Annotated in this window: 24 protein-coding genes; 8 read left to right on the plus strand and 16 right to left on the minus strand. The window is 69.5% G+C overall.

The annotated features are described in order from the left end of the window. Positions 1-7: 7 nt before the first annotated feature. Both C7S10_RS01605 and nrdR read right to left on the minus strand, forming a co-directional pair. Positions 8-2,893, minus strand: a complete 2,886-nt coding sequence (locus tag C7S10_RS01605; RefSeq protein ID WP_108342657.1) for a vitamin B12-dependent ribonucleotide reductase — start codon at positions 2,891-2,893, stop codon at positions 8-10. An 86-nt stretch (positions 2,894-2,979) separates the two neighbouring features. Then, complete coding sequence (gene nrdR, locus C7S10_RS01610) at positions 2,980-3,468, minus strand: transcriptional regulator NrdR (protein WP_108342658.1); 489 nt, start codon at positions 3,466-3,468, stop codon at positions 2,980-2,982. Between the two features lie 384 nt (positions 3,469-3,852). Here nrdR and C7S10_RS01615 point away from each other — a divergent pair, with 384 nt between their 5' ends. After that, positions 3,853-4,218: a hypothetical protein gene (locus C7S10_RS01615; protein WP_108342659.1), complete on the plus strand. Its 366-nt coding sequence runs from the start codon at positions 3,853-3,855 to the stop codon at positions 4,216-4,218. Between the two features lie 6 nt (positions 4,219-4,224). On the opposite strand, the gene C7S10_RS01620 is transcribed toward C7S10_RS01615, so the two are convergent. From C7S10_RS01620 to C7S10_RS01630, 3 genes are all read right to left on the minus strand, one after another. Continuing rightward, entirely contained in the window at positions 4,225-4,914 is a 690-nt protein-coding gene (locus C7S10_RS01620) for a hypothetical protein (protein WP_108342660.1), read from the minus strand. Positions 4,915-5,024: 110 nt separating this feature from the next. Next, positions 5,025-5,543 carry a hypothetical protein gene (locus C7S10_RS01625; protein WP_108342661.1) on the minus strand — a complete coding sequence of 173 codons (519 nt, stop codon included), beginning with the start codon at positions 5,541-5,543 and terminating at the stop codon, positions 5,025-5,027. A gap of 270 nt (positions 5,544-5,813) precedes the next feature. After that, complete coding sequence (locus C7S10_RS01630; RefSeq protein WP_108342662.1) at positions 5,814-6,173, minus strand: LysM peptidoglycan-binding domain-containing protein; 360 nt, start codon at positions 6,171-6,173, stop codon at positions 5,814-5,816. Positions 6,174-6,426: 253 nt separating this feature from the next. On the opposite strand from C7S10_RS01630, the gene lexA reads away from it, so the two are divergent. Further along, complete coding sequence (lexA, locus tag C7S10_RS01635; protein WP_108342663.1) at positions 6,427-7,167, plus strand: transcriptional repressor LexA; 741 nt, start codon at positions 6,427-6,429, stop codon at positions 7,165-7,167. Between the two features lie 95 nt (positions 7,168-7,262). Then, positions 7,263-8,069: a phosphatase PAP2 family protein gene (locus tag C7S10_RS01640; RefSeq protein ID WP_165807021.1), complete on the plus strand. Its 807-nt coding sequence runs from the start codon at positions 7,263-7,265 to the stop codon at positions 8,067-8,069. Between the two features lie 139 nt (positions 8,070-8,208). Here the strand turns inward: C7S10_RS01640 and C7S10_RS01645 are convergent, their stop codons facing one another. The 11 genes from C7S10_RS01645 to dapF form a co-directional block, all read right to left on the minus strand. Beyond that, positions 8,209-10,179 carry an ATP-dependent DNA helicase gene (locus tag C7S10_RS01645; RefSeq protein ID WP_108342665.1) on the minus strand — a complete coding sequence of 657 codons (1,971 nt, stop codon included), beginning with the start codon at positions 10,177-10,179 and terminating at the stop codon, positions 8,209-8,211. 160 nt (positions 10,180-10,339) lie between these two features. Continuing rightward, entirely contained in the window at positions 10,340-12,643 is a 2,304-nt protein-coding gene (gene secD, locus C7S10_RS01650; protein ID WP_108342666.1) for a protein translocase subunit SecD, read from the minus strand. Positions 12,644-12,694: 51 nt separating this feature from the next. Continuing rightward, complete coding sequence (locus C7S10_RS22450; RefSeq protein WP_207769191.1) at positions 12,695-12,853, minus strand: hypothetical protein; 159 nt, start codon at positions 12,851-12,853, stop codon at positions 12,695-12,697. 18 nt (positions 12,854-12,871) lie between these two features. Then, positions 12,872-13,003 carry a hypothetical protein gene (locus tag C7S10_RS22940; RefSeq protein WP_279303146.1) on the minus strand — a complete coding sequence of 44 codons (132 nt, stop codon included), beginning with the start codon at positions 13,001-13,003 and terminating at the stop codon, positions 12,872-12,874. Positions 13,004-13,038: 35 nt separating this feature from the next. Next, the gene (gene hflX / locus C7S10_RS01660) at positions 13,039-14,532 is read right to left on the minus strand and encodes a GTPase HflX (protein ID WP_108342667.1); all 1,494 of its coding nucleotides are present in this window, start codon (positions 14,530-14,532) and stop codon (positions 13,039-13,041) included. Between the two features lie 50 nt (positions 14,533-14,582). Next, entirely contained in the window at positions 14,583-15,194 is a 612-nt protein-coding gene (locus C7S10_RS01665; RefSeq protein WP_243395144.1) for a thrombospondin type 3 repeat-containing protein, read from the minus strand. A gap of 36 nt (positions 15,195-15,230) precedes the next feature. Beyond that, entirely contained in the window at positions 15,231-15,719 is a 489-nt protein-coding gene (locus C7S10_RS01670) for a hypothetical protein (protein WP_108342669.1), read from the minus strand. After that, a complete protein-coding gene (locus C7S10_RS23120) occupies positions 15,716-16,741 on the minus strand; it encodes a thrombospondin type 3 repeat-containing protein (protein WP_108342670.1) in 1,026 nt (341 codons plus the stop codon). Before C7S10_RS23120 ends, C7S10_RS01670 begins: the two co-directional genes overlap by 4 nt. 25 nt (positions 16,742-16,766) lie before the next feature. Continuing rightward, positions 16,767-17,831, minus strand: a complete 1,065-nt coding sequence (locus tag C7S10_RS23125; protein WP_423802703.1) for a thrombospondin type 3 repeat-containing protein — start codon at positions 17,829-17,831, stop codon at positions 16,767-16,769. An 80-nt stretch (positions 17,832-17,911) separates the two neighbouring features. Next, the gene (locus C7S10_RS01685; protein ID WP_108343259.1) at positions 17,912-18,688 is read right to left on the minus strand and encodes an SDR family oxidoreductase; all 777 of its coding nucleotides are present in this window, start codon (positions 18,686-18,688) and stop codon (positions 17,912-17,914) included. Positions 18,689-18,724: 36 nt separating this feature from the next. After that, positions 18,725-19,513, minus strand: a complete 789-nt coding sequence (dapF, locus tag C7S10_RS01690) for a diaminopimelate epimerase (RefSeq protein ID WP_108342672.1) — start codon at positions 19,511-19,513, stop codon at positions 18,725-18,727. 177 nt (positions 19,514-19,690) lie between these two features. Between dapF and C7S10_RS01695 the strand changes: the two genes are divergently transcribed. From C7S10_RS01695 to tatC, 5 genes are all read left to right on the plus strand, one after another. Then, entirely contained in the window at positions 19,691-20,620 is a 930-nt protein-coding gene (locus C7S10_RS01695; protein WP_243395145.1) for a ferritin-like domain-containing protein, read from the plus strand. A 16-nt stretch (positions 20,621-20,636) separates the two neighbouring features. Continuing rightward, the gene (locus C7S10_RS22085) at positions 20,637-20,804 is read left to right on the plus strand and encodes a hypothetical protein (RefSeq protein ID WP_165807022.1); all 168 of its coding nucleotides are present in this window, start codon (positions 20,637-20,639) and stop codon (positions 20,802-20,804) included. A gap of 90 nt (positions 20,805-20,894) precedes the next feature. Then, positions 20,895-21,308, plus strand: a complete 414-nt coding sequence (locus tag C7S10_RS01705; RefSeq protein WP_108342675.1) for a sec-independent translocase — start codon at positions 20,895-20,897, stop codon at positions 21,306-21,308. Continuing rightward, positions 21,305-21,601: a twin-arginine translocase TatA/TatE family subunit gene (gene tatA, locus C7S10_RS22955; RefSeq protein ID WP_279303147.1), complete on the plus strand. Its 297-nt coding sequence runs from the start codon at positions 21,305-21,307 to the stop codon at positions 21,599-21,601. Before C7S10_RS01705 ends, tatA begins: the two co-directional genes overlap by 4 nt. A gap of 9 nt (positions 21,602-21,610) precedes the next feature. Continuing rightward, positions 21,611-22,459 carry a twin-arginine translocase subunit TatC gene (gene tatC, locus C7S10_RS01715; RefSeq protein ID WP_243395146.1) on the plus strand — a complete coding sequence of 283 codons (849 nt, stop codon included), beginning with the start codon at positions 21,611-21,613 and terminating at the stop codon, positions 22,457-22,459. Position 22,460 lies beyond the last annotated feature (1 nt).

Below are 22,460 nucleotides of genomic sequence, written 5' to 3' on the forward strand. Positions count from 1 at the left end.
CAGGTCATCAGCTGCAGCCGCTGGTGGACCCGCAGCCCTCGCACACGTAGCACGAGCCAGCGGGCCGCATCTTCGTGCCGCAGGTCATGCAGAGCGGGGAGTCGACCGCCGTACCGGTGATCTTCTCCAGCAGCTCGGCGGAGGTGTGGACGCCGGCCGGAGCGGCCTTGGCCTCCACGACCTCTCCCTCGACCTCGATGGTTTCGAGGCTCGCTTCGCTCCGCACCCCAACCACCGAGGGCGCGTCGAGCAGCTCAGCGGCGGAACCCGTCTCCTCGACGATCGGCTCGTAGGAGCCGGTCTCGAGGTGGCGCTGGCGCTCCTCGGCGGAGTAGATGCCGAGGGCGGAGCGGTCGTCGAAGGACAGGTAGTCCAGCGCCAGGCGGCGGAAGATGTAGTCCATGATCGACTGCGACATCCGCACGTCGGGGTCGTCGGTGAGGCCGGCGGGCTCGAAGCGCAGGTTGGTGAACTTCGAGACGTAGGTCTCCAGCGGGACGCCGTACTGCAGGCCGATCGAGACGGCGATCGAGAACGCGTCCATGACACCGGCCAGGGTCGAGCCCTGCTTGCCGAGCTTGAGGAAGACCTCGCCGAGCTCGCCGTCGTCGTGCGCACCCGAGGTCATGTAGCCCTCGGCGCCACCGACCGTGAAGGAGGTGGTGCGCGAGACGCGCGACTTCGGGAGGCGCTTGCGGGTCGGGGCGTAGACGACCTTCTCGATCACCTTCGTCTCGGCGGCCGAGTCGGAGGCGGCCTTGTCAGCCGCGTCCTTCTTGGCCTTGCCGCCACCGTCGGACAGCGGCTGGCCGACCTTGCAGTTGTCGCGGTAGATCGCCGTGGCCTTGAGGCCCAGCTTCCACGACTGCATGTAGACGTCCTCGATCTCCTCGACCGTGGCGTTCTCCGGCAGGTTGACCGTCTTGGAGATCGCGCCGGACAGGAACGGCTGGCAGGCCGCCATCATCCGCACGTGGCCCATCGGCTTGAGCGAGCGGGCGCCCATCGCGGTGTCGAAGACCTCGTAGTGCTCCAGCTTGAGGCCCGGCGCGTCGATGACGTGACCGTGCTCGGCGATGAAGGCGACGATCGCCTCGACCTGCTCGGGCTGGTAGCCCATCTTCTCCAGCGCCCGCGGGATCGTCTGGTTGACGATTTGCATCGAGCCGCCACCGACGAGCTTCTTGAACTTCACCAGCGAGAAGTCGGGCTCGATGCCGGTGGTGTCGCAGTCCATCATGAAGCCGATCGTGCCGGTCGGCGCGAGCACCGAGGCCTGCGCGTTGCGGAAGCCGTTCTTCTCACCGGTCGCGATGACGTCGGCCCAGGCCTGCGTCGCGAGCTTGAGCACGCGGCTGTCCTCGGTGTGCAGCACGCGCACCACGTCGTTGGCGGCCTGGTGCTTGCGCATGACCCGCTTGTGGGCGTTGGCGTTGCGCTGGTAGCCGGCGTAGGGACCGACGATCCCGGCGAGCTCGGCCGAGCGCTTGTACGACGTCCCGGTCATCAGCGAGGTCAGCGCGGCCGCCATCGAGCGGCCACCCTCGGAGTCGTAACCGAGGCCCATGGCCATCAGCAGTGCGCCGAGGTTGGCGTAGCCGATACCGAGCTGGCGGTAGTCGCGGGTGGTCTGGCCGATCGGCTCGGTCGGGAAGTCGGCGAAGCAGATCGAGATGTCCATCGCGGTGATGATGAACTCGACCGCCTTCGCGAACAGCGCGGCGTCGAAGGTGTCGTCGTCCTTGAGGAACTTCAGCAGGTTGAGCGACGCCAGGTTGCAGGACGAGTTGTCGAGCGACATGTACTCCGAGCACGGGTTGGAGGCCGTGATGCGCCCCGTCTCCGGGTTGGTGTGCCAGTCGTTGATCGTGTCGTCGTACTGCAGGCCCGGGTCGGCGCACTCCCACGCGGCCTGGCTGATCTTCTTGAACAGGTCGCGGGCGTCGACCGTCTCGATGACCTCGCCGGTGCTGCGCGAGCGCAGGCCGAAATCGGTGCCGTCCTCGACGGCGCGCATGAACTCGTCGGTGACGCGCACGGAGTTGTTGGCGTTCTGGTACTGCACGGAGGTGATGTCGGCGCCGCCGAGGTCCATGTCGAAGCCGGCGTCGCGCAGGGCGCGGATCTTGTCCTCCTCGCGCGCCTTGGTCATCACGAACTCCTCGATGTCCGGGTGGTCGACGTCGAGGACGACCATCTTCGCGGCGCGACGCGTGGCGCCGCCCGACTTGATGGTTCCGGCCGACGCGTCGGCGCCGCGCATGAAGGAGACGGGGCCACTCGCCGTACCGCCGCTCGAGAGCAGCTCCTTGGACGAGCGGATGCGGGAGAGGTTGAGGCCGGCACCGGAGCCGCCCTTGAAGATGAAGCCCTCTTCCTTGTACCAGTTGAGGATCGAGTCCATCGAGTCGTCGACCGAGAGGATGAAGCAGGCCGAGACCTGCTGCGGCGACGGCGTGCCGACGTTGAACCAGACGGGGCTGTTGAACGAGAAGTACTGGTTGACCAGCAGCCAGGTGAGCTCGTGCTCGAAGATCTCGGCGTCGCCGGCGGTCTTGAAGTAGCCGTGCTCGAGGCCGGCCTTGGTGTAGGTCTTCACGACCCGGTCGATGAGCTGCTTGAGGCTCCACTCGCGCACGTCGGTGCCGACCGCGCCACGGAAGTACTTCGTGGTGACGATGGTCGAGGCGTTGACGGACCAGAAGTCGGGGTACTCCACGCCGCGCTGCTCGAAGACGGTCTCGCCGGTCTTCCAGTTGGTCTGGACGACGTCGCGACGCTCCCACGTGATCTCGTCGTAGGGGTGCGTGCCCTCGGTGCTGAAGACGCGCTCCAGCGTCAGGCCGGCACCCTTGGTCGAACCAGCGGCCCCGGTGCTCACCGTCTCGGTCATTGAATCTCCTGTTGCAACTGGTCGTGGATCTGGCGGGTTGGTGTGCCCGGCACGCGGCTTCCCCACCACGTGCCGGGCAGTCTGGGTCAGCCAGTGGTGGCTGAAAGGTCTCCGCTGGTCTGCGCCAGGCGGCGCTCGGTGCGGAGCATCTCGATCTCGCTCTCGAAGTCCTCGGCGGACTCGAAGGCGCGGTAGACGCTGGCGAAGCGGAGGTAGGCGACCTCGTCGAGCTCGCGCAGCGGGCTCAGGATCGCGAGGCCGACCTCGTTGGCGTTGATCTCGGCCTGGCCGGAGAGGCGCAGCGCGTCCTCGACGGCCTGGCCCAGGCAGGCCAGCTGGTCCTCGGTGACCGGGCGGCCCTTGCAGGCCTTGCGGACGCCGGCGACGGCCTTGTCACGGTTGAACTGCTCGCTGGCACCGCTGCGCTTGAGCACCATCAGCTGCATCTGCTCGACGGTGGTGAACCGCTTCTCGCAGCTCGCACAGGTACGGCGCCGGCGGATCGACGACCCGTCGTCGGCCACCCGCGAGTCGAGCACCCGGGTGTCGGTCTTGCGGCAGTAGGGACAGTGCATCGCGCGACCTCCTTCGGGCAGTCTTTGAGCGAGCGCAGTTGGGCGCTACGAAGACACCCTCACGTGGGTGTCAACGCATGTGGACCAGCACTTGTTTCCTGTGGAGAACTCGGCTGGTGTTGTGCAATCCACGTCCAGGGCTGTGAACTAGATGTGGATAACTACAACGGTGTAACTACTAGATGTAGTGGTAACCGTACGTCTCGCCACTACGGATGGCAAGTGGCCCGTTCGGGCTACTTTTCGACCACCCGGGGTGCTCGGACAAAACCGCAGGTCAGTGGCCCGGAGCACATCCGGAACGGCCATTTCGTGCGGCGTGTCGGGGGTTCGAGGTGCCCCGTTCCGGTCCCGCCGTTCGTCCCCATCAGCCACAATGAACCCGTGGCTACAGGCAAGCGGGCGGGTGCTCGAAAGGGTGCGAAGCAGAAGGCGTCGTTCAACCGACCCGCCCTGCTCTTCGCCCTGGCGATCACCGGGTGCCTCGTCGCGTGGGGCTACCTCGTCTACCTCGCGATCGACTTCGGTACGACGGCCCGCGCCGGCGAGCAGGGCGCCTGGGCGTTCCTGGTGCTGTCGTCTTTGGGAGCCGTGGCGTGCCTCTTCGCCGGCCTGCTCTTCGTGTCCCGGCTGCTGCGGGCGCTCGGGATCACGAGCGATCCGGAGGAGTCGTCGCCCGCCGCTCCCTCGTCGCCGGCCGCCTCGCCTGCCGCACCCCGTTCGCCCGGGGGGCGGCGCGCAGCGCGGTAGGACCGGTCAGCCCGGCGGGGCGACCAGCTCGGGCTTCGCTTCGACGATCTCGAGGCCGACGGGTGCGCCCTCGACGGTGACCGTCTCATCGATGGCCTCCCACCGACCGCCGTTCACCCGGAACTGGCCCGAGTAGACCGTGTCGACGCTCGGCTTCACCGGCGACAGCGTGGCGTAGGTGTGAACGACGTCCTGCTCCGGGTAGGGGTGGCCGGCGCTCTCGGTGGTGAGCGTGGCGTCGTCGCCGAAGTGCCATGTGTACGACGCGGGCGTGGCCTGGATCTCGACCTGCTGGCCGAGGAGGCGAACGACCTTCGTCGATGAGTCCGTGTTGGTCGTGAAGAAGATCGTCTCGAAGTTCACCAGCGTCCTGCCGCCGGATGGCTGGACGGTGAGCTCGGAGGACGGCCAGGCGAGCGCCTTGAAGCGTTTGGCCGCGAGCGGACCGATGGGTTGGGTGAAGTCCTTCGAGTCGTCGGCCGTGAGGCAGGCGATGCCGACGTAGACGCCGTCGCGGAGGACGGCGTAGATGGTGCCGACCGCTCCGTCGGCAGTGCAGGCGCGGGGGTTGCTGCACGGTTCGGGCTGGCCGCTCGATCCGCTGAAGCAGGCCTGGTAGACGGTGTAGGCGGCCTCCGAATCAGACGCCGCTTTGTCCTGCAGGGTCTGTCCTGTGTAGAGGCAGGTCTCCCCCACAGACCCTAGATCTGAGACCGTCACACATTCGGCACTCGCAGGGCCGGCCGGCATTATCAAGAGAAACCCGGTCATCACGGCGCCGAGCAACGACGCGATCCAGGCTCGCCTCATGCCAGTTCGGCCTTATCCGTTACAACCCAGCTGTCGCCAGCGGGCGCAAGGGTAATGATCTTCGTGGAGCGGCCACCAGGCAGCGTCTTCAAAGCGCCACCCTTTGACTCCTTGTACTCGGTCGGCGGCGACGACACCTTCACCGCGTACGCGCCTTCGCCACCCGGCGGATATGCACGCACGCTTCCAATGGTCCACCCAGCCCACCGGACAAACCCGCCAGCTTTGTAATACCCGTCGACGGTCCTGGCCAGGTCAGTGCACGCACTGCATCCCTTTTGAAGTTGCAGATATGCAGTGGTATCTCCGCTCCTCTCCATCTCAGCCTCAAGAGCAGCCCAGCGTCGGATGAACGCCTCCGGCGTCTCGGGCGCAGCGGTCGAGCTCGACTCGGTCGGGCTCGGCGTCGAGGACGACGTCTCCGGCATCTTCGGCTCAGGATCGTCGTTCGTGCACGCGCTGAGGAGCACGAGCGGAACCAGGAGCGCGACAGCGAGCGCGCGGCGTACGGACATGACGGGTCCTTCCCCGAGAAGAGTCGTCGGCCCCGACGCTACCGATCTTTGCCTTCCAGCGGCAGCCCAGTCCGCAGCTTGTGGAGAACGCCCACGGTGGCGGCACACCGCACACCAATGGCCCGCAAGTCTGTCGTGTGCCGCCACCCTGCGCCGTACGAGCCAGGAGACGAGAAGATGCCGCGAGGGGCGGGCCACGCTCGGTGGCCCGCCCCTCGTCTTCCCCGACCCGCCAGCCGGGGTCGAAGCGGCTGGCGGTCGTCTAGATGGTCAGTCGGTGCTGACCGGCACGCGGAGCTTCTGGCCCGCGGAGAGGGAGACGGAGTCGAGGGCGTTGAGGCGCTCGATCTCGCGCATCGTGGAGCGGACGTCGCCGTCGGTGTTCAGCTCGGCGGCGATCCCCCACAGGGTGTCGCCGGTGCCGACCATCACGATCTCGGTCGGCTCGGCCTGACCAGGGGTCTCGGAGCCGACGGCGTAGGAGCCGAGGAAGAACGCCGAGAACAGGAGCAGCACCAGCGCCGCGAGGAACACGACGAGGCGGCCGCGGCGCGTCAGCCGCACGGCCGACGTCGGACGGGCGGCGCGCGGAGCTGCGGTGAAAGAAGGGGAGATGCTGAGGGTGCTCATGATGGCCTCCTGGGGAAGATCAGCCGGTCGTGGTGTCGAGCGAATGTCTAGAGGAGCCCACCGACAACGGGGGTGGATCGAAGAGACGTTCGATCGAACAGGTGTACGACGTTAGAGCACGTGTTCGAACAACGCAAGGGTGGGCGAACATTTGTTCGACCGTCCACAGCCGCGACACGCCTTCGAACAAATGTTTGAACAACGCCCTGCCCAGCACTACGGTGAAGCCAATCGAGACGCAGGAGGCGCCGTCATGCCGAAAGACCCGGCAAAGAAGGAAGCAACGGACGCGAAGGTCCTGCCCATGCCCGACGGCCCGCCCGACGCCACCGGTCTGACCCCGCGCCAGCAGCGCGTGCTCGCCACGATCAAGGACTCGATCGAGGACCGCGGCTACCCACCCAGCATGCGCGAGATCGGCACCGCCGTCGGGCTCACCAGCTCCTCGAGCGTGGCCCACCAGCTCAAGACGCTGGAGGAGAAGGGGTTCCTGCGTCGTGACCCCAACCGGCCCCGCGCGCTCGAGGTGTTCCTGCCCGAGGTGATGGCCGCCCGGCGCTCGATCTCCAGCGCCGAGGAGACGTCCTACGACGAGACCGACATCGGCAACGCGGCTCCGCCCGCGACCTACGTCCCGATGGTCGGCCGGATCGCGGCCGGTGGACCGATCCTCGCCGAGGAGCGGATCGACGAGGTCTTCCCGCTGCCGAAGTCGTTGGTCGGCGACGGCACCCTGTTCATGCTCGAGGTCTCGGGTGACTCGATGATCGACGCCGCGATCTGCAACGGCGACTACGTCGTGATCCGTCAGGAGCAGACCGCGTCCAACGGCGACATCGTGGCTGCGCTCATCGATGGCGAGGCGACGGTCAAGACGTTCCAGCGCAAGGACGGCCACGTCTGGCTGATGCCGCACAACGAGAACTACGACCCGATCGACGGCACCAACGCCACCATCCTGGGCAAGGTCACCGCGGTCCTGCGCCGCGTCTGAGTCGGGGTTGTCCCTGAGGCGGCGTCAGCCGTCTCAGGGCCGAGCCATCCATCTCCCGGATAGTCCAGAGCCCCTCTGGGCACTGAACTGGCGTGGTGACCTCACTCCTACCGACGTCGTCGACGTCTGCGGACCTCGCGACCGGGCGTGGTCGCGGGATCAGCGGACGCCGCGAGCTCGGCTTCTTGGCCATCGTCTACGTCGGCTACGCGCTCACGCGCGTCCTGGCCAGCGACGCGCTCGGCCCGGCCGTCAGCCGCGCGCGTCACCTCGTCGACCTCGAGAGGCCGCTGCTGCTCGACGTCGAGCGGCCCCTGAACCACTGGCTCGCCGGTCACGACCTCCTCGGCACGATGGCGGCGTTCCACTACGCCAGCGCGCACTACGTCGTGACGACGGTCGTCCTGGTCTGGCTCTTCTTCCGCCGTCCCGAGGTGTACGTCGCGGCGCGGCGCACCCTCGTCATCGCCACGTCCATCGCGCTGGCGATCTACCTGCTGGCGCCGACCGCTCCCCCGCGCCTGGTCGGCGGGTTCACCGACGTGCTCGCCCAGCACGCGACCACAGGCTGGTGGGGCGGCGAGGCCAGCGCACCGCAGGGCCTCGGCTGGATGACCAACCAGCTCGCGGCGTTCCCCAGCATGCACGCCGGCTGGGCCCTGTGGGTCGCCCTCGCAATCACCGCCTCCACGGCGAACCTCGTGATTCGCGGGCTCGCCTGGAGCCATGCCGTCATCACCGGGCTGGTGGTGGTCGGGACCGGGAATCACTGGACCCTCGACGTGGTCGTCGGGTGGGCGCTGGTCGGCTTCGTGTGGATGCTCGCCCAGCAGTGGCGCGACGACACCACCGACGTCCGGCCCGTGCTGGTCCCACACGCCCGGACCTCGCTCGAGCGGTGAGCAGCCCACGTTTCAGGGCGACGGAACGTGGCTCACGCACCGCCGTACGGAACGACACGGACGACACGCGCTCGAGCGGTGAGCAGACCACATTCCTCGGCGACGGAATGTGGCTCACGCACCGCGGCAGCGGGACAATTCAGCCGGCAGCCAACCGAGCCAGGGCGTTGCGCACCAGCGCAGGGTCGGTGGTGGTCCACATCGGCGGGAGGGAAGCCTTGAGGAACGAGCCGTAGCGGGCGGTCGCGAGCCGCGGGTCGAGGACGGCGACGACGCCGCGGTCGGTGGTGGTGCGGATCAGGCGCCCCGCGCCCTGGGCCATCAGCAGCGCAGCGTGGGTCGCGGCGACCTGCATGAACCCGTTGCCGCCGGCCTTGTCGGCCGCCCGCTGCCGCGCCGACATCAGCGGGTCGTCGGGGCGTGGGAACGGGATGCGGTCGATCAGCACCAGCTGGCAGGTCTCCCCCGGCACGTCGAGCCCCTGCCACAGCGACAGCGTGCCGAACAGGCAGGTGTGGGGGTCCTCGACGAACTGCTTGGCGAGCTCGGGCAGCTGGGCGTCACCCTGCGCGAGCGTGGTCAGGTGGGGCAGCCGTTCGCGCACGACCTCGGCCGCGGCCTCGGCGGCTCGCCGCGAGGAGAACAGCCCGAGGGTGCGTCCGCCGGCGGCGTCCACCAGCTCGCAGATCTCGTCGAGCTGGGACTTCACGAGTCCGTCGCGCCCGGGCGGCGGGAGGTGACGGGCGACGTACAGGATGGCCTGCTGGCCGTAGTCGAACGGCGAACCCACGTCGATCCCCCGCCACGGCAGCACATCGCCGGAGCGTGACGGCGCCTCGCGCTCGGTCGGCTTGAGGCCGAGCGAGGTGGCAACGGCGTTGAAGTCGCCGCCCAGCATCAGCGTGGCGCTGGTGAACACGACCGTCTTGTCGCTCAGCAGCTTGTCGCGCATCGGCCCCCAGACCTGGAGCGGGGCGACGTGCAGCCGGGCCGGGATGCGGTCGCGGGCCTCGTTGAGCCACAGCACGTCGCTCTCGAGGTCGGCGGCCATCCGCTCGGCGTTGGCGAAGACGTCCTGCACCATCCCCTTCGCCTGGGTGCGGCCGGCGTCGCCACCATCGGCCCCGGGCGCCTCCTTCGGGAAAGACGACAGGCAGGTGCGAGCGGCGTCACGCACCAGCGCGAGCGCCTCGGCGAGCTGGTCGCCGACGTGCTCGATGCGTCCGGGCGACGTCGCCTCGATCGCCTCGGCCAGCGAGTCGGCAGCCTCCGCGAGCGAGTCGGCCGACGAGTCCTCGACCCAGCGCTGCGAGCGCCGGGCAGCCCGCTCGACGTCGCCCACGGCCAGCTCGTCGGTCGCCGCCTGCGTCACGCGGGCGGTCAGCTCGTGGGCCTCGTCGATGACGACGGCGTCGTACTCCGGGATCATCGGCACCCCCTCGATCGCGTCGATCGCGAGCAGCGAGTGGTTGGTGATGATCAGGTGGGAGGCCTGCGCCTTCTCCCGCGCGCGCTCCGCGAAGCACTCGGCGCCGAAAGGACACTTCGCCGCACCGAGGCACTCGCGGTGGCTGACCGCGACCTGGCGCCACTCGCGGTCGGTGTGACGCGGGGCGTTGTCGCGCTCGCCGGTGCCGGAGCCCTCCGACTCCTTCTCGGCCCACGCGCGGAGCTCGAGCACCTTCTCGGCCATCGAGCCGGTCGGGACGTCGACCAGCGCGCCCTGCTCGTCGGGCACGCCCTCGCGGATGCGGTGCAGGCAGGCGTAGTTGCTGCGGCCCTTGAGCACGGCGTACGACGCGTCGACCTGGTCGCCGATGGCGTCGACGAGCCGCGGGATGTCGCGCTCGACGAGCTGGTGCTGCAGGGCGAGGGTCGCCGTGGCGACCACGACCCGGTCGTGGTGGAGCAGGCTGGGGACGAGGTAGGCCAGCGACTTGCCGGTGCCGGTGCCGGCCTGGACGAGGAGGTGCTGGCCGTCGTCGAAGGCGCGCGAGACCTGCTGGGCCATCTCGATCTGGCCCGCCCGCTCCTGGCCGCCGAGGGCCTTCACCGCGGCCGCGAGCACCCCCGAGACGTCGGGCACGGAACGGGTGGAGGACTCAGGCACCAGAGAACCCTACGGGCGAGCACCGACAGTGCGACGTACCCACTCCACAGCCTCCGTGTTCACGCCGACTCGGCACCACATTCACGCCGACTCGGCACCACATTCACGCCGACTCGGCACCACATTCACGCCGACTCGGCACCACATTCACGCCGACTCGCTAGATGACGGCGCCCGAGTCCTCGGGCGCGCGCACGACCCGCTCCTTCTTGACCCGGCCGAGCGGCCACTTCTCCTGGAAGTAGGTGAGCATCGGGGTGGCGGTGAAGACCGAGGAGTAGGTGCCGACGACCAGGCCGACGAGCAGCGCGATGGCGAAGTCGCGCAGCGAGTCGCCACCGAGCACGGCCAGCGCCGCGAGGATGAACATGGCACCGAGACCGGTGTTGACGGTGCGGGGCATCGTCTCGACGGCCGCCTTGTTGGCGAGATCGCTGAAGGAGGCGTCACCGCGGGAGGCATACCACCGCTCGCGGATGCGGTCGAAGACGACCACCGTGTCGTTGACCGACAGACCGATGATGGTCATCGCCGCGGCCAGGAAGATGCCGTCGATCGGCTTGCCGAGCCACGCGAAGAGGCCGAGCACGATCACGACGTCGTGGAACATCGCCACGACGGCCGAGACGCCGAAGGTCCACTTGAAGCGGAACGCGAGGTAGATCAGCTGGACCAAGAGAGCCACGCCGAAGGCGAGGATCGCGTTGTTGCGCAGCTCCTTTCCGAGGGAGGCGCCGATCGTCTGGTCGTCGATCTTCTCGACGGTGCCACCGACCTCGGCGAGCGAGTCCTCGATCTGCTGCTCCTCGTCGTTGGTCAGGTCGCCGGTGCGGACGGTGAAGTCGGCAGTGTCGGCCTCCTGGACGACGGCCTGCGGGAAGCCGGCGTCGGCGATCGCCTCGCGCGCGGTGTCGATCGAGATTGTCTTGGAGACCGAGTAGTCGAGCTGGCGCCCGCCGGTGAACTCGACGCCCATGTTGAGGCCCTGGGTGAAGATGCCGGTCAGTGCGGCGATCAGCGCGACGCCGGAGATCGACAACCAGAGTTTGCGACGCCGCATCAGGTCGGGGCTCTTGCGGTCGAGCCACTTGCGGACGCTGCCGATGTCGCCGAGCCCGCTGAGACGGGGCCGGGTGGCGACGGCGCGGGGCGTGACGGAGAGCTCGGCGAGCACGCGGGCGATGATCAGGGCGGAGATCATCGAGGCCACGACACCGATGGTCAGCGTGACGCCGAAGCCCTTGATCGGCCCGGAGCCGAGGAAGAACAGCAGGCCAGCGGCGAGCAGCGTCGTCACGTTGGTGTCGATGATGGCGCTCCACGCCTTGTTGAAGCCCACCGACAGCGCGCGCCGGAGGCCGGCGGAGGGGTATTCGGCGTACTCCTCCCGTGCTCGTTCGAAGACGAGCACGTTGGCGTCGATCGCCATGCCGATCGCGAGCACGAAGCCCGCGAGGCCCGGCAGGGTCAGCGTCGAGCCGAGGGCGAGGAGCATGGCGTAGGCGAGGAGGGCGTACGACGCCAGCGCGATCGTGGCCATCGCGCCCACCAGTCGGTAGACGACGATGATGAAGATGCCGGTCAGGATGATGCCGATGACGCCGGCCTCGAGCGAGGCGTCGATGGCCTCCTCACCGAGCGTCGGGCCGACGAGCCGGTCGGAGATCGGGGTGAGCTCGAGCGGCAGCGAACCGCCCTCGATCAGGGCGGCAAGGTCCTTCGCCTCGGACTGCGAGAAGTCGCCGGTGATGTCGGTGCCGCCGCCCTGGATGCCGACGTTGCAGCCGATCCCCTCGTTGACCTGCGGCGAGGTGACGACCTTCTCGTCCAGGACGATGGCCACGCGGCGCTTGGGGTCGCCGGACGGGTTGCACGCGGCCTTGCCGGTGATGTCGGCCCACTTGTCGCCGCCCGATCCACTGAAGTCGAGGGCCACGACGAAGCCGACGCTGCCCTCGCGCTGCAGCGCGTCGGCGCCCTGCACCTCGTCGCCCGACAGCTCGGTCGGTCCGACCTCGAGGTAGTCGCCCTGGTCGGACAGCAGGATCTGGTTGCCGTCCTTCTCCGCCTTGGCCTTCTGCTCGTCCGTCGGCTCGGCCTGGAGGCTGCGGATCACGGAGTGCGCGGTGAGCTTGGCGGTCTTGCCGATCTGGTCCTCGGCCTCCTGCGCCTCCTCGTCGTTGGTGACGCCGGGGAGCTCGACCAGGATGCGGTCCTGGCCCTGACGGGCCAGCGTCGACTCGGCGACGCCGAGCGCGTCCACGCGGCCGCGGAGGACCTGGAGCGTCTTGTCGACGTTCTCGGCGTTGACCGGCTCGCCGTCGGTGCTCTCGGCCTGGAAGACGAACTGCGCGCCGCCGCGGAGGTCGAGGCCCAGGTTGGGCTTCTGGGTCAGCGTGAGAGCCAGGCACCCGCCCAGCAGGCCGAGGACGAGCAGGAAGCGAACGAGGGCACCGCGTGACATGGGCGACATCCTCCCCCAGACGTGGTGGGCGCCCCAATCGGCAGCCTGCCCCTACACGTCGATCGTGCCGACCCACCGCTGGCCGGGGTCGCCGCCCCACGCGTCCCACGCGACGCGACCCGGGGAGGGGAAGCCGTCCTCGCCCTGGCTGAACCCGGTCGCCTTCTTGTCGACCTCGTGCCGCGCGAAGTAGGCCTGCATCTTCGACACGATCTCGTCGCTGATCTCCTAACCCTTGGCGAGCTGGCGGGCCCGGGTGCGGCCGACGTCGGTGAAGTTGTCACCGGCCTTGCCGTCCTCGATCCAGTCGACGGCACGCTGCGCCGCTTCCTGCACGCCCTTCGGAGGTGTGTGTCCCATGAACGGCACGCTGCCCGACCGGGATCGGGGTCGGCTCACCCGACGGGGTAGGCCGCCAGGTCGCTCGCGAGGTCGGCGTTGGCGCGGCCGCGGACGAGCGTGCCGTCGCCGGTGTGCTCGAGCGACTCGATCTCGCCCTCCTGGTGCAGCCGGTTGAGCAGGTCACCGCGCTCGTAGGGCAGGAGCGACTCGAACTGCACGCTGGGTCGCGGCAGCTCCGACTCGATCGCGGCGAGCGCCTCGTCGATGCCCTCGCCGGTCTTCGCGCTGACGACCACGCTGTGCGGCTCGCGGGCGAGCAGACGCGCGATCACCATCGGGTCGGCCGCGTCGGCCTTGTTGATGACGACCAGCTCGGGGACCTTCGAGGCGTGGATCTCGGCGAACACCTCGCGCACGGCGGCCAGCTGCCCCTCGGGGTCGGGGTGCGAGCCGTCGACGACGTGCAGGATCAGGTCGGAGTCGGCGACCTCCTCCAGCGTCGAGCGGAACGCCTCGACCAGCTGGTGGGGCAGGTGCCGGACGAAGCCGACGGTGTCGGACATCGTGAAGACGCGGCCGTCGCGCGTCGTCGTACGCCGCGTGGTGGGGTCGAGCGTCGCGAACAGCGAGTCCTCGACGAGCACCCCGGCGTCGGTGAGCCGGTTGAGGAGCGAGGACTTGCCGGCGTTGGTGTAGCCGGCGATCGACACGCTCGGGACGTGGTGGCGCCGGCGCTCCTGGCGCATCGTCTCGCGGGTGCTCTTGAGGTCCTTGAGCTCGCGCCGCAGCTTGGCGATCTTGGTGTTGATGCGGCGGCGGTCGGTCTCGATCTTGGTCTCACCGGGACCACGGCCACCGATGCCCTCACCGCCGGAGACGCGGCCACCGGCCTGGCGGGACAGGTTGCCGCCCCAGCCGCGCAGGCGCTGCTTCATGTAGTTGAGCTGGGCGAGCTCGACCTGCGCCTGGCCCTCCTTCGACTTCGCGTGCTGGGCGAAGATGTCGAGGATGAGGCCGGTGCGGTCGATCGCCTTGACCTTGAGCTTGTCCTCGAGGTTGCGCAGCTGGCTCGGGGCGAGGTCGCCGTCGAGGATCACGGTGTCGGCACCGGAGGCCTGGACGATCTCGAGGAGCCCCTCGACCTTGCCGCGGCCGATGAAGGTCGCGGGGTCGGGGGTCTGGCGGCGCTGGTAGATCGCGTCGAGCACCTCGGAACCGGCGGTCTCGGCGAGCAGGGCGAGCTCGGCCATCGAGTTCTCTGCGTCGGCCACGGTGCCGGTGGTCCACACGCCCACGAGGATGACCTTCTCGAGGCGGAGCTGGCGGTACTCGACCTCGGTGATGTCCTCGAGCTCGGTGCGCAGACCGGCGACGCGCCGCAGGGCGTGCCGCTCGGCGAGGTCCTGCTCACCGGTGGTGAGCTCGGACTCCTCGGGGTCGGGGCCGTCGGGCGAGACGAGCTGGTCCGCGTAGCCGGACTCGAAGTCGTCCCAGTCGTCGGTCGCGTCGAGGGCGTCGTCGAGGTTGAAGTCAGGTGCGTTCGTCATATGCGTATCAGAGTAGGTCGCCGGTCGGCGGTGCGCGAGCGAGAATCGGCTCAGCGGCGGCGTACGCGCACCTTCGGCGAGGTGTCGGGGGCGCACTCGACGAGGCGGGTGAGGTAGGTCCGCGAGACGGAGGCGTAGTACTTCCCCGCCGCCCGTGGCGCCCGCGTCCGCCACCGCCCGCGGTCGTCGGTGGTCGTCAGCACGAGCCTGCGGTCGGCGCCGCGGCGCTGCTTCCACAGGGTCACCTCGGCCTCGGCCCGGCACCCGGCCAACCCCGCGCCGACCGACCCGACGAGCAAGCTGTGCTTCTTCACGAGCTTGATCGAGACGCTGCGGGTGACGTTCGGGCAGCCGCTGGCGGTCGCTCCCGCCGCCAGCGGGCAGCCGTCGACTGCGTCGGCACGCCCGTCGCCGTCGTCGTCGCCCGTGCAGGCGTCGCCCACGCCGTTGCGGTCGGCGTCGGCCTGGTCGGGGTTGGGGACGGTCACGCAGTTGTCGCCCGAGTCGGGCGCCCCGTCGCCGTCGACGTCGGCGTCGCAGGCGTTGCCGAGACCGTCGCCGTCGAGGTCGGCCTGGTCGGGGTTGGCCAGGCCCTTGCAGTTGTCGGTGTGCTCCTCGGCGCCGTCACCGTCGGCGTCGCACACGGTGTAGCTGATCGTCACCGACCACGAGTTGAGCCTCGCGGTGGTGATCTCCTCTTAGTTGGCGATGTCGAGGCGCCACGTCGCACCGGCGGGCGTCCCGTCGAAGGCCGACAGTTCGGCCGCAGGACGGTAGCGACCGGTCGGCGAGGTCGCGGCGTAGGCACTCGTCGCCTCGTCGTCGAAGGTCAGCGGCCGGGCCTGCGACGAGGTGTCGGCGGTCAGGCGCGGCTGGATGGCGATCGACCCGGTGACGGTCTTGCCCTCCATCCGCGTCAGCCGGGTCATCACGTTGGCGGCGTGCGGGTGGGTGAGGTCGTAGGTGACGTCGATGTCCTCGACGTCCGACGAGGCGGGTACGTCGATGGGCGCGACCGTCCACTTGTAGGCAGGCGTGTTGGCGGGGTCCTCGGGGGCGATGGCCTTGGCCTCGCCCGACCACGTGCGCGCGCACGGGACGGCGGCCGCGGACACCGCCGGCGACGTCGGCCCGACCGTCGCGAGCAGCGCGCCGAGCAGCGCGAGCAGGACGAGGCGGAGCCTCACCGGCGCACCCTCACCGTGCGGGACTTCTCGGCCGCGCACTCGACGGCACCGAGGTCGACGACGGCGGAGGCGACGCGCACGTAGTACCTGCCCGGCTTGCGGACCTTGCCGCTGCGGAACCTTCCCGCGTCGCTGGTCCGCACGGTCGCGAGTCGCCGGTCGGCGCCCTTCTTCTTCCGATAGAGCTGGACGGCGACGGCCTTCTCGCAGGAAGCCACGTCGGAGGAGATCGCGCCGGTGAAGCGGTGCTTCTTCGCGGCGTACTTCAACGACACGTCCCGTGGTCCGGGTGCGTTGACGGGCGGCGGCGGCGGCAGGAGCGGCGTCGGGTCGCACACGTCGCCGAGCCCGTCGGCGTCGGAGTCGAGCTGGTCGGGGTTGGCGACGTCGGGGCAGTTGTCCGGCGGCCACAGCACACCGTCACCGTCGGCGTCGTCGTGCAGTCCGTCGCCGTTGGCGTCCGGGCAGTCGGCGTACGTCAGTGTCATGAACACCGCCCGAACCTTGCCGGCCGGCCCGCCGTAGTTGTTCAGCCACACGACCCAGTCGCCGAGCGACGACCGATTCGCGACCTTCGCGAGCGGCGTGGACGGCTTGTAGGTGCCAGCGAGCTTGTTGGACCCGTCGATGCTGACGGTGGCCGTGTCGTCGAAGCTGTAGTAGCCGTCGAGCGGTCCGCTGGTCGCCATAAGCAGTTGCGAGTTGGGCTGGAAGCCTTGCGCGCCAGGCGGGTAGATGAAGAACTGCAGGGTGGACGCCTGATCGTGCAGGACGTCCATCGTCACCCGCACCGAGGCGACTGTCCGATCGACCGGGACCTTGATGTTCGAGGCGCCGGCCCAAGGGTCTTCCTTGGGCTTGGCCTGGATGTTCGATGCGGTGCCGGTGAACGTCTCGCGGCACGCGATCGCTGCGGACGCTGGGACGTCGGACGACCCGACCCCGACGACGACCAGCAGCCCGCTGGTCAGGCAGAGCGCGGCCGCGCGCGCCAGTGACCGTGCACCCCCGACAAGCTTCACCCGCGCATCGTACGTCCGGGCGACGTCAGCGTCCGCGGATCCGCTGACCCTTCGACCGGGCCCCCGCGCAGGCGCCGTCGGGACTGGCCGCCACGGTGACGTAGTACTTCCCGGCCCGCTTCACACGCGGGGTGCGGAACCGTCCCTCGTCGGTGGTCGTGCTGATCACGAGCCGCCGGTCGGCACGCCGGTGCTTGCGCCACAGCGTCACCTCGGCGTACGCCGCACACGACGGCACGGCGGACGCGACCTGACCTCGGAAGAACCGCTTCTTCGCGACGTACGACAGCGTGAGCGCCCGCGACACCGCTGTCGGGACGGGCGCCCCCGGCACCCCCGGCGTCGTCGGCACGGTCGGGTTGCCCGGTGTGCCCGTCGGGCTGGGCGCTGGGGCAGGCGGGTAGGGGGTGGCGTCGCAGGCGTCGCCGACGCCGTCGCCGTCGGAGTCCAGCTGATCGGCGTTGGGCAGCCGCTTGCAGTTGTCGCCGGTGTCGACAACGCCGTCGCCGTCGGCGTCGGGGTCGCAGGCGTCGCCGACCCGGTCCCCGTCGAGGTCGGCCTGGTCGAGGTCGGGCACGGTCGGGCACACGTCCCGGCGCTCGTTGACGCCGTCACCGTCGGAGTCGCAGTCGAGGTAGGTCAGCGTGCCGGTCCACCGGTAGAACTCGCGGACGCCCTGGCCGTCGGTGTAGTTGATGCGGACCTGACGCACCGGACTCCGCCTGAGCACGTCGAGCAGCTCCGGCGCCGGGTAGGTGCCGGGCTGTCGCACGGGTCCGACGTACGGCGCACTGGAGCTGAACACGTAGTCGCCCCGCTCGGCGCCGGCCTCGATGGTCGCGAACTCACGGCCGGGATAGGGCTGGAACGTGTCGTCCTCGACGAACAACCGGGTCTGCGAGAAGCCGTAGAAGTCGGGGCTGGTCGTCACCGTGACCGCCGTGACCTCGTCCATCCCCCAGGCCGAGGGCCGGAACGGCAGAGTGCGGCCCGGACCGATCTCCTCCGTGCAGGCGACCGGCGTTCCGGCCGTGGCGGGCGCCGCGGACCCGATCGCCACGAGGCCCGAGAACCCGACCAGCAATGCCACCGTCAACGACGCGAACCTTGTTCCCCCGAACGACTTCATGGCTCCCGTGTCTCCCCGCGGGGTCGAGCCAAACCTGCGGACTACTTCGGGGGCATCCGGATGCCGCCGTCGACGCGGATCGTCTCGCCGTTCATGTAGGAGTTGGTCAGGCACTCCACGACCATGCTCGCCAGCTCGGCGGCATGCCCGAGACGCTTGGGGAAGAGCACGTTCTGGCCGAGGTTGGCCTTGAACTCCGCCGGGTCGGGGAACCCGTCGTAGATCGGGGTGTCGATCAGGCCCGGGGCCACGGTGTTGAGGCGGATGCCGGAGGCCGACAGGTCGCGGGCGACCGGCAGCGTCATGCCGACGACACCGCCCTTGGAGGCGGAGTAGGACGCCTGGCCGATCTGGCCGTCGAAGGCCGCGACGGAGGCGAGGTTGACGATCGCGCCGCGCTGGCCGTCGGCGTCCGGCTCGTTGCGCGACATCACGGTCGCGGCCTGGCGGGTCATGTCGAAGGTGCCGATCAGGTTGATCTCCACCACCTTGCGGAAGGCCCCGAGGTCGTGCGCGGAGGCGAGCTCCCCGTCGCGGCCGATGGTGCGCTGCGCCCATCCGATGCCGGCGGAGTTGACGCAGGCCCGCAGCGGCGCGATCTCGCCGGCGGCCTCGACGGCGGCGGCGATCTGCTCGGTGTCGGTGACGTCGACCTTGGCGAAGACGCCGTCGATCTCCTTCGCGAGGGCCTCGCCCGCCTCGGCGTTGATGTCGGCGACGACGACGATCGCGCCCCGTTCGGCGAGGGCACGCGCGACCGCGGCGCCGATGCCGCTCGCGCCGCCGGTGACGATGGCTGAGGATCCGGTGATGTCCATGCGCGCGAGCATAGGACTCGTCCGCGCGGGCCACCGCTACAGGTCGGAGGTGCCCTCCGCGACCAGCACCGCGGGTCCGGTCATCAGGATCCGGTCGTCCGCGGTCCAGGTGATCTCGAGCCGTCCGCCGGGCACGTCGACGAGGTAGGCGGTGTCGCGCGGGGCCTCGTCGGCGAGCGCGGTCGCGACCATCACCGCGCAGGCGCCGGTCCCGCACGAGCGGGTCTCGCCGGATCCCCGTTCGTGGACCCGCATCGCGACGTGGTGCGCCCCACGGCGTACGACGAACTCGACGTTGACGCCGTCGGGATAGACCGCGCGGTCGTGGCCCGGCTCGGTGAGCAGGCTGCCGGCCTCGTCGAGCGAGTCGACGAACGCGACGGCGTGGGGGTTGCCCATCGAGACGTGCAGCGCCTCGTGGCTGACCCCGTCGACGGAGACCGAGGTCCGGTCGAGCACGACGGGCGAGCCCATGTCGACGGTCAGCCGGTCGTCGTCGCCCAGCGTGACCGTCTTGATGCCGTCGCGGGTGTCGATCTCGAGCGGTGTCGCGGCGCCCTCGTGGTCGAGGAGGTAGCGCGCGAAGACCCGCACGCCGTTGCCGCACATCTCGCTGACGGACCCGTCGGAGTTGCGGTAGTCCATGAACCACCGATCACCCTGGCGTACGGCGCGCAGCACCCCGTCGCCGCCGATGCCGGCCCGCCGGTCGCACAGAGCGCGGACCCGCTCGGCCGACAGGTCGCCGTGGACCGATCGGTCGGGATCGGGGAGCAGCACGAAGTCGTTCTCGGTGCCGTGGCCCTTGAGGAATCGGTACGTCACCCACCGAGTCTGACAGGCGGGGCCGTCCCACCCCCAGGGGTGGCACGACGAGATATGTCAAATCCGGATCCCGCACCGACCCGAACGACCTCTGACACACCCCGCAGGCACTCGCCTGCACCCGGAGGCACATGGGGCGCCCCCGGGTTCGACATCGCACGACCCATGCACCATGCAATGGAGGAACAGATGTTCGGCAAGTCAGTAGTGACCAACATGATCAACCGCAGCGCGGAGAACGAGGCCGACCGTCGCCTCTTCCTCAAGTCGGCCGGCGTCGCGGGCCTCGGAGTCGTGGGTGCCTCGGCACTCGGCGGCGCCGCTCCCGCCATGGCCGCTCCCAAGGGCATCACCGATGGTGCGGTCCTGAACTTCGCGCTCAACCTCGAGTACCTCGAGGCGGAGTTCTACTCCTACGCCGCGTTCGGCAAGGGCCTCTCCGACAACCTCACCACCGGCAAGGGCAAGCGCGGCGGCGTGAAGGGCGGCCGTGCCGTCCCGTTCGCGACCCCCGCGATCAAGAACTACGCCGTCGAGATCGCCAACGACGAGCTCGACCACGTGAAGTTCCTGCGCAAGGCCCTCGGCGGCGCGAAGGTCTCGCGTCCCTCGATCGACATCCAGGGCAGCTTCACCGCCGCCGCGACCGCCGCCGGCCTGATCAAGCCCGGCGAGACGTTCGACCCCTACGCCAACGAGGACAACTTCCTCCTGGCCGCCTTCGTCTTCGAGGACGTCGGGGTGACCGCCTACAAGGGCGCCGCTCCGCTCATCCAGAACAAGACCTACCTCGAGGCGGCCGCCGGCATCCTCGCGGTCGAGGCCTACCACGCGGGCATCGTCCGCTCGGCCCTCTACAGCAAGGGTCTCAACGAGGCTGCCGACGCCATCTCCGCGGCGCGCGACAGCCTGGACGGCAAGAAGGACCTCGACCAGGGCATCGGTACGGCCTCCAAGGCCAACCTCGTCCCGACCGACAAGAACGGCGTGGCCTTCAGCCGCTCCGCCGGTCAGGTCCTGAACGTCGTCTACCTCAACCCGAAGAAGACCACCAAGGGTGGCTTCTTCCCGAAGGGCGTCAACGGCGTCATCAACACGAGCGCCTGAGCCCGTGATGACGCCGATGGAGACCTTGGGTGCCCTGGTCGTGATGTTGATGCTGGCCCGATCCATGTGGCTGGTCCTGCACACGACCCAGCACGCCCAGGCACTGCGCGCGTCCCACTGGGACCACGAGGCCGACCGTGCCTCACAGCGGTGGCACACCGCTGAGGTCCCCGTCCGCCACTAGGGCGCGTCGGTCGGTCGAGCACCTAGGGGGTCTCGGCCGACCGGCGTCCGGGACGGCGATCGCCGTCCTCACGACCGGAAGGAGCAACCCATGTTCGGCATCGGCTTGATGGAGCTCGCCGTGATCGCCGTCCTCGCGGTGCTCGTGATGGGACCGGACAAGATCCCCGGCCTCGCCAAGCAGGCCGCAGGACTGATGAAGTCCGCCAAGAACGCGACCAACTCGGTGCGCGACGAGCTCCGCACGAACCTCGGTCCCGACTACGCCGACCTCGAGCTGACGGACCTGAATCCGCGCAGCCTCGTGCGCAAGCACGTGATGGAGGCCTGGAACGACGACCACGACGACGACCGCATCGACGACCGCTACGACGAGCGGGAGGCGGAGGAGGACCTGATCCACCTCGACGACCCCGACGACCTCGACGAGCTGGACGAGGACGACGCCGAGTCGTCCGACGACCGGTCGACCACGAACGAACTCATCGAAAGGAACGTCTCGTGAACACCACAGCCCAGATCATCGGCGGCCTCGGAGCCACCGAGCTGCTCATCATCGGCGCGATCATCGTGATGATGTTCGGCGCCAGCAAGCTGCCCGAGCTGGCCCGCGGGAGCGGCCAGGCCCTGCGGATCTTCAAGTCCGAGACCAAGGGACTGATGGACGACGACGAGAAGGACGCCAAGCACACCAGGGACGCCACGGACGCGCCGGCCACCCCGGTCGTGTCGGCCGCGCCCGTCCCGCCGGCCGCCCCGGTCGTCGAGCCCGCCCCGACGCGCTCCACGCTCGACTGAGGCACCGCCATGTCGATCACCGGAGTCCTCGGCGTCATGTCCGTCCGTCCCGTCACCGACCACGGTGAGGGCCGGCCGGGCGACGGGCGCATGGCCGTGGTCGACCACCTGCGCGAGCTCCGCGGCCGGGTGGTCCGCTCGCTGCTCTTCCTGGTGCTGGCCTTCGGGGTCGCGCTGTTCTTCTTCGACCCGCTGCTCGAGCTGGTGCTGGCGCCGTACAACCACGCGCGCACCATCCTCGGCGACACCACCCAGACCACGGCGTACGTCGCCGGGGCCACCGGTCCGCTGCTGCTGCAGCTCAAGCTGTGCGGCGTCGCCGCGGTGATGATGTCGAGCCCGTTCTGGCTGTACCAGATGTGGGCCTTCGTCGTCCCCGGCCTGCTCCCCCGCGAGCGCCGCTGGACCATGGTCTTCGCCCTCATCGCCGGGCCGCTCTTCCTGGCCGGCGTCACCCTCGGCTACTACGTCCTGCCCAAGGGCCTCGAGGTCCTGATCGGCTTCACGCCCGACGGCTTGGCCAACCTGGTGGAGTTCGGGGAGTACTTCTCGTTCCTCACCCGCATGCTGCTGGTCTTCGGCATCGCCGTGGAGCTGCCCTTCTTCCTCGTGCTCCTCAACCTGGCCGGCGTCGTCTCCGGCGCCCAGCTCAAGGCGCACCGCAGCTGGATGGTCATCGGTACGGCGGTCTTCGCGGCCGTCGCGACGCCGTCGACCGATCCCTTCTCGATGCTCATGCTCGCGTTCCCGATGATGGTGCTCTTCATCGTCGCGGAGGTCGTCGCCCGGATGCTCGACCGCCGCCGGGCCCGCCGCTCCCTCGACCAGGTCGCTCCCGACGAGCTCAGTGAGGTCTGAC

Source organism: Nocardioides currus, assembly GCF_003057875.1.
Lineage (GTDB): Bacteria > Actinomycetota > Actinomycetes > Propionibacteriales > Nocardioidaceae > Nocardioides > Nocardioides currus.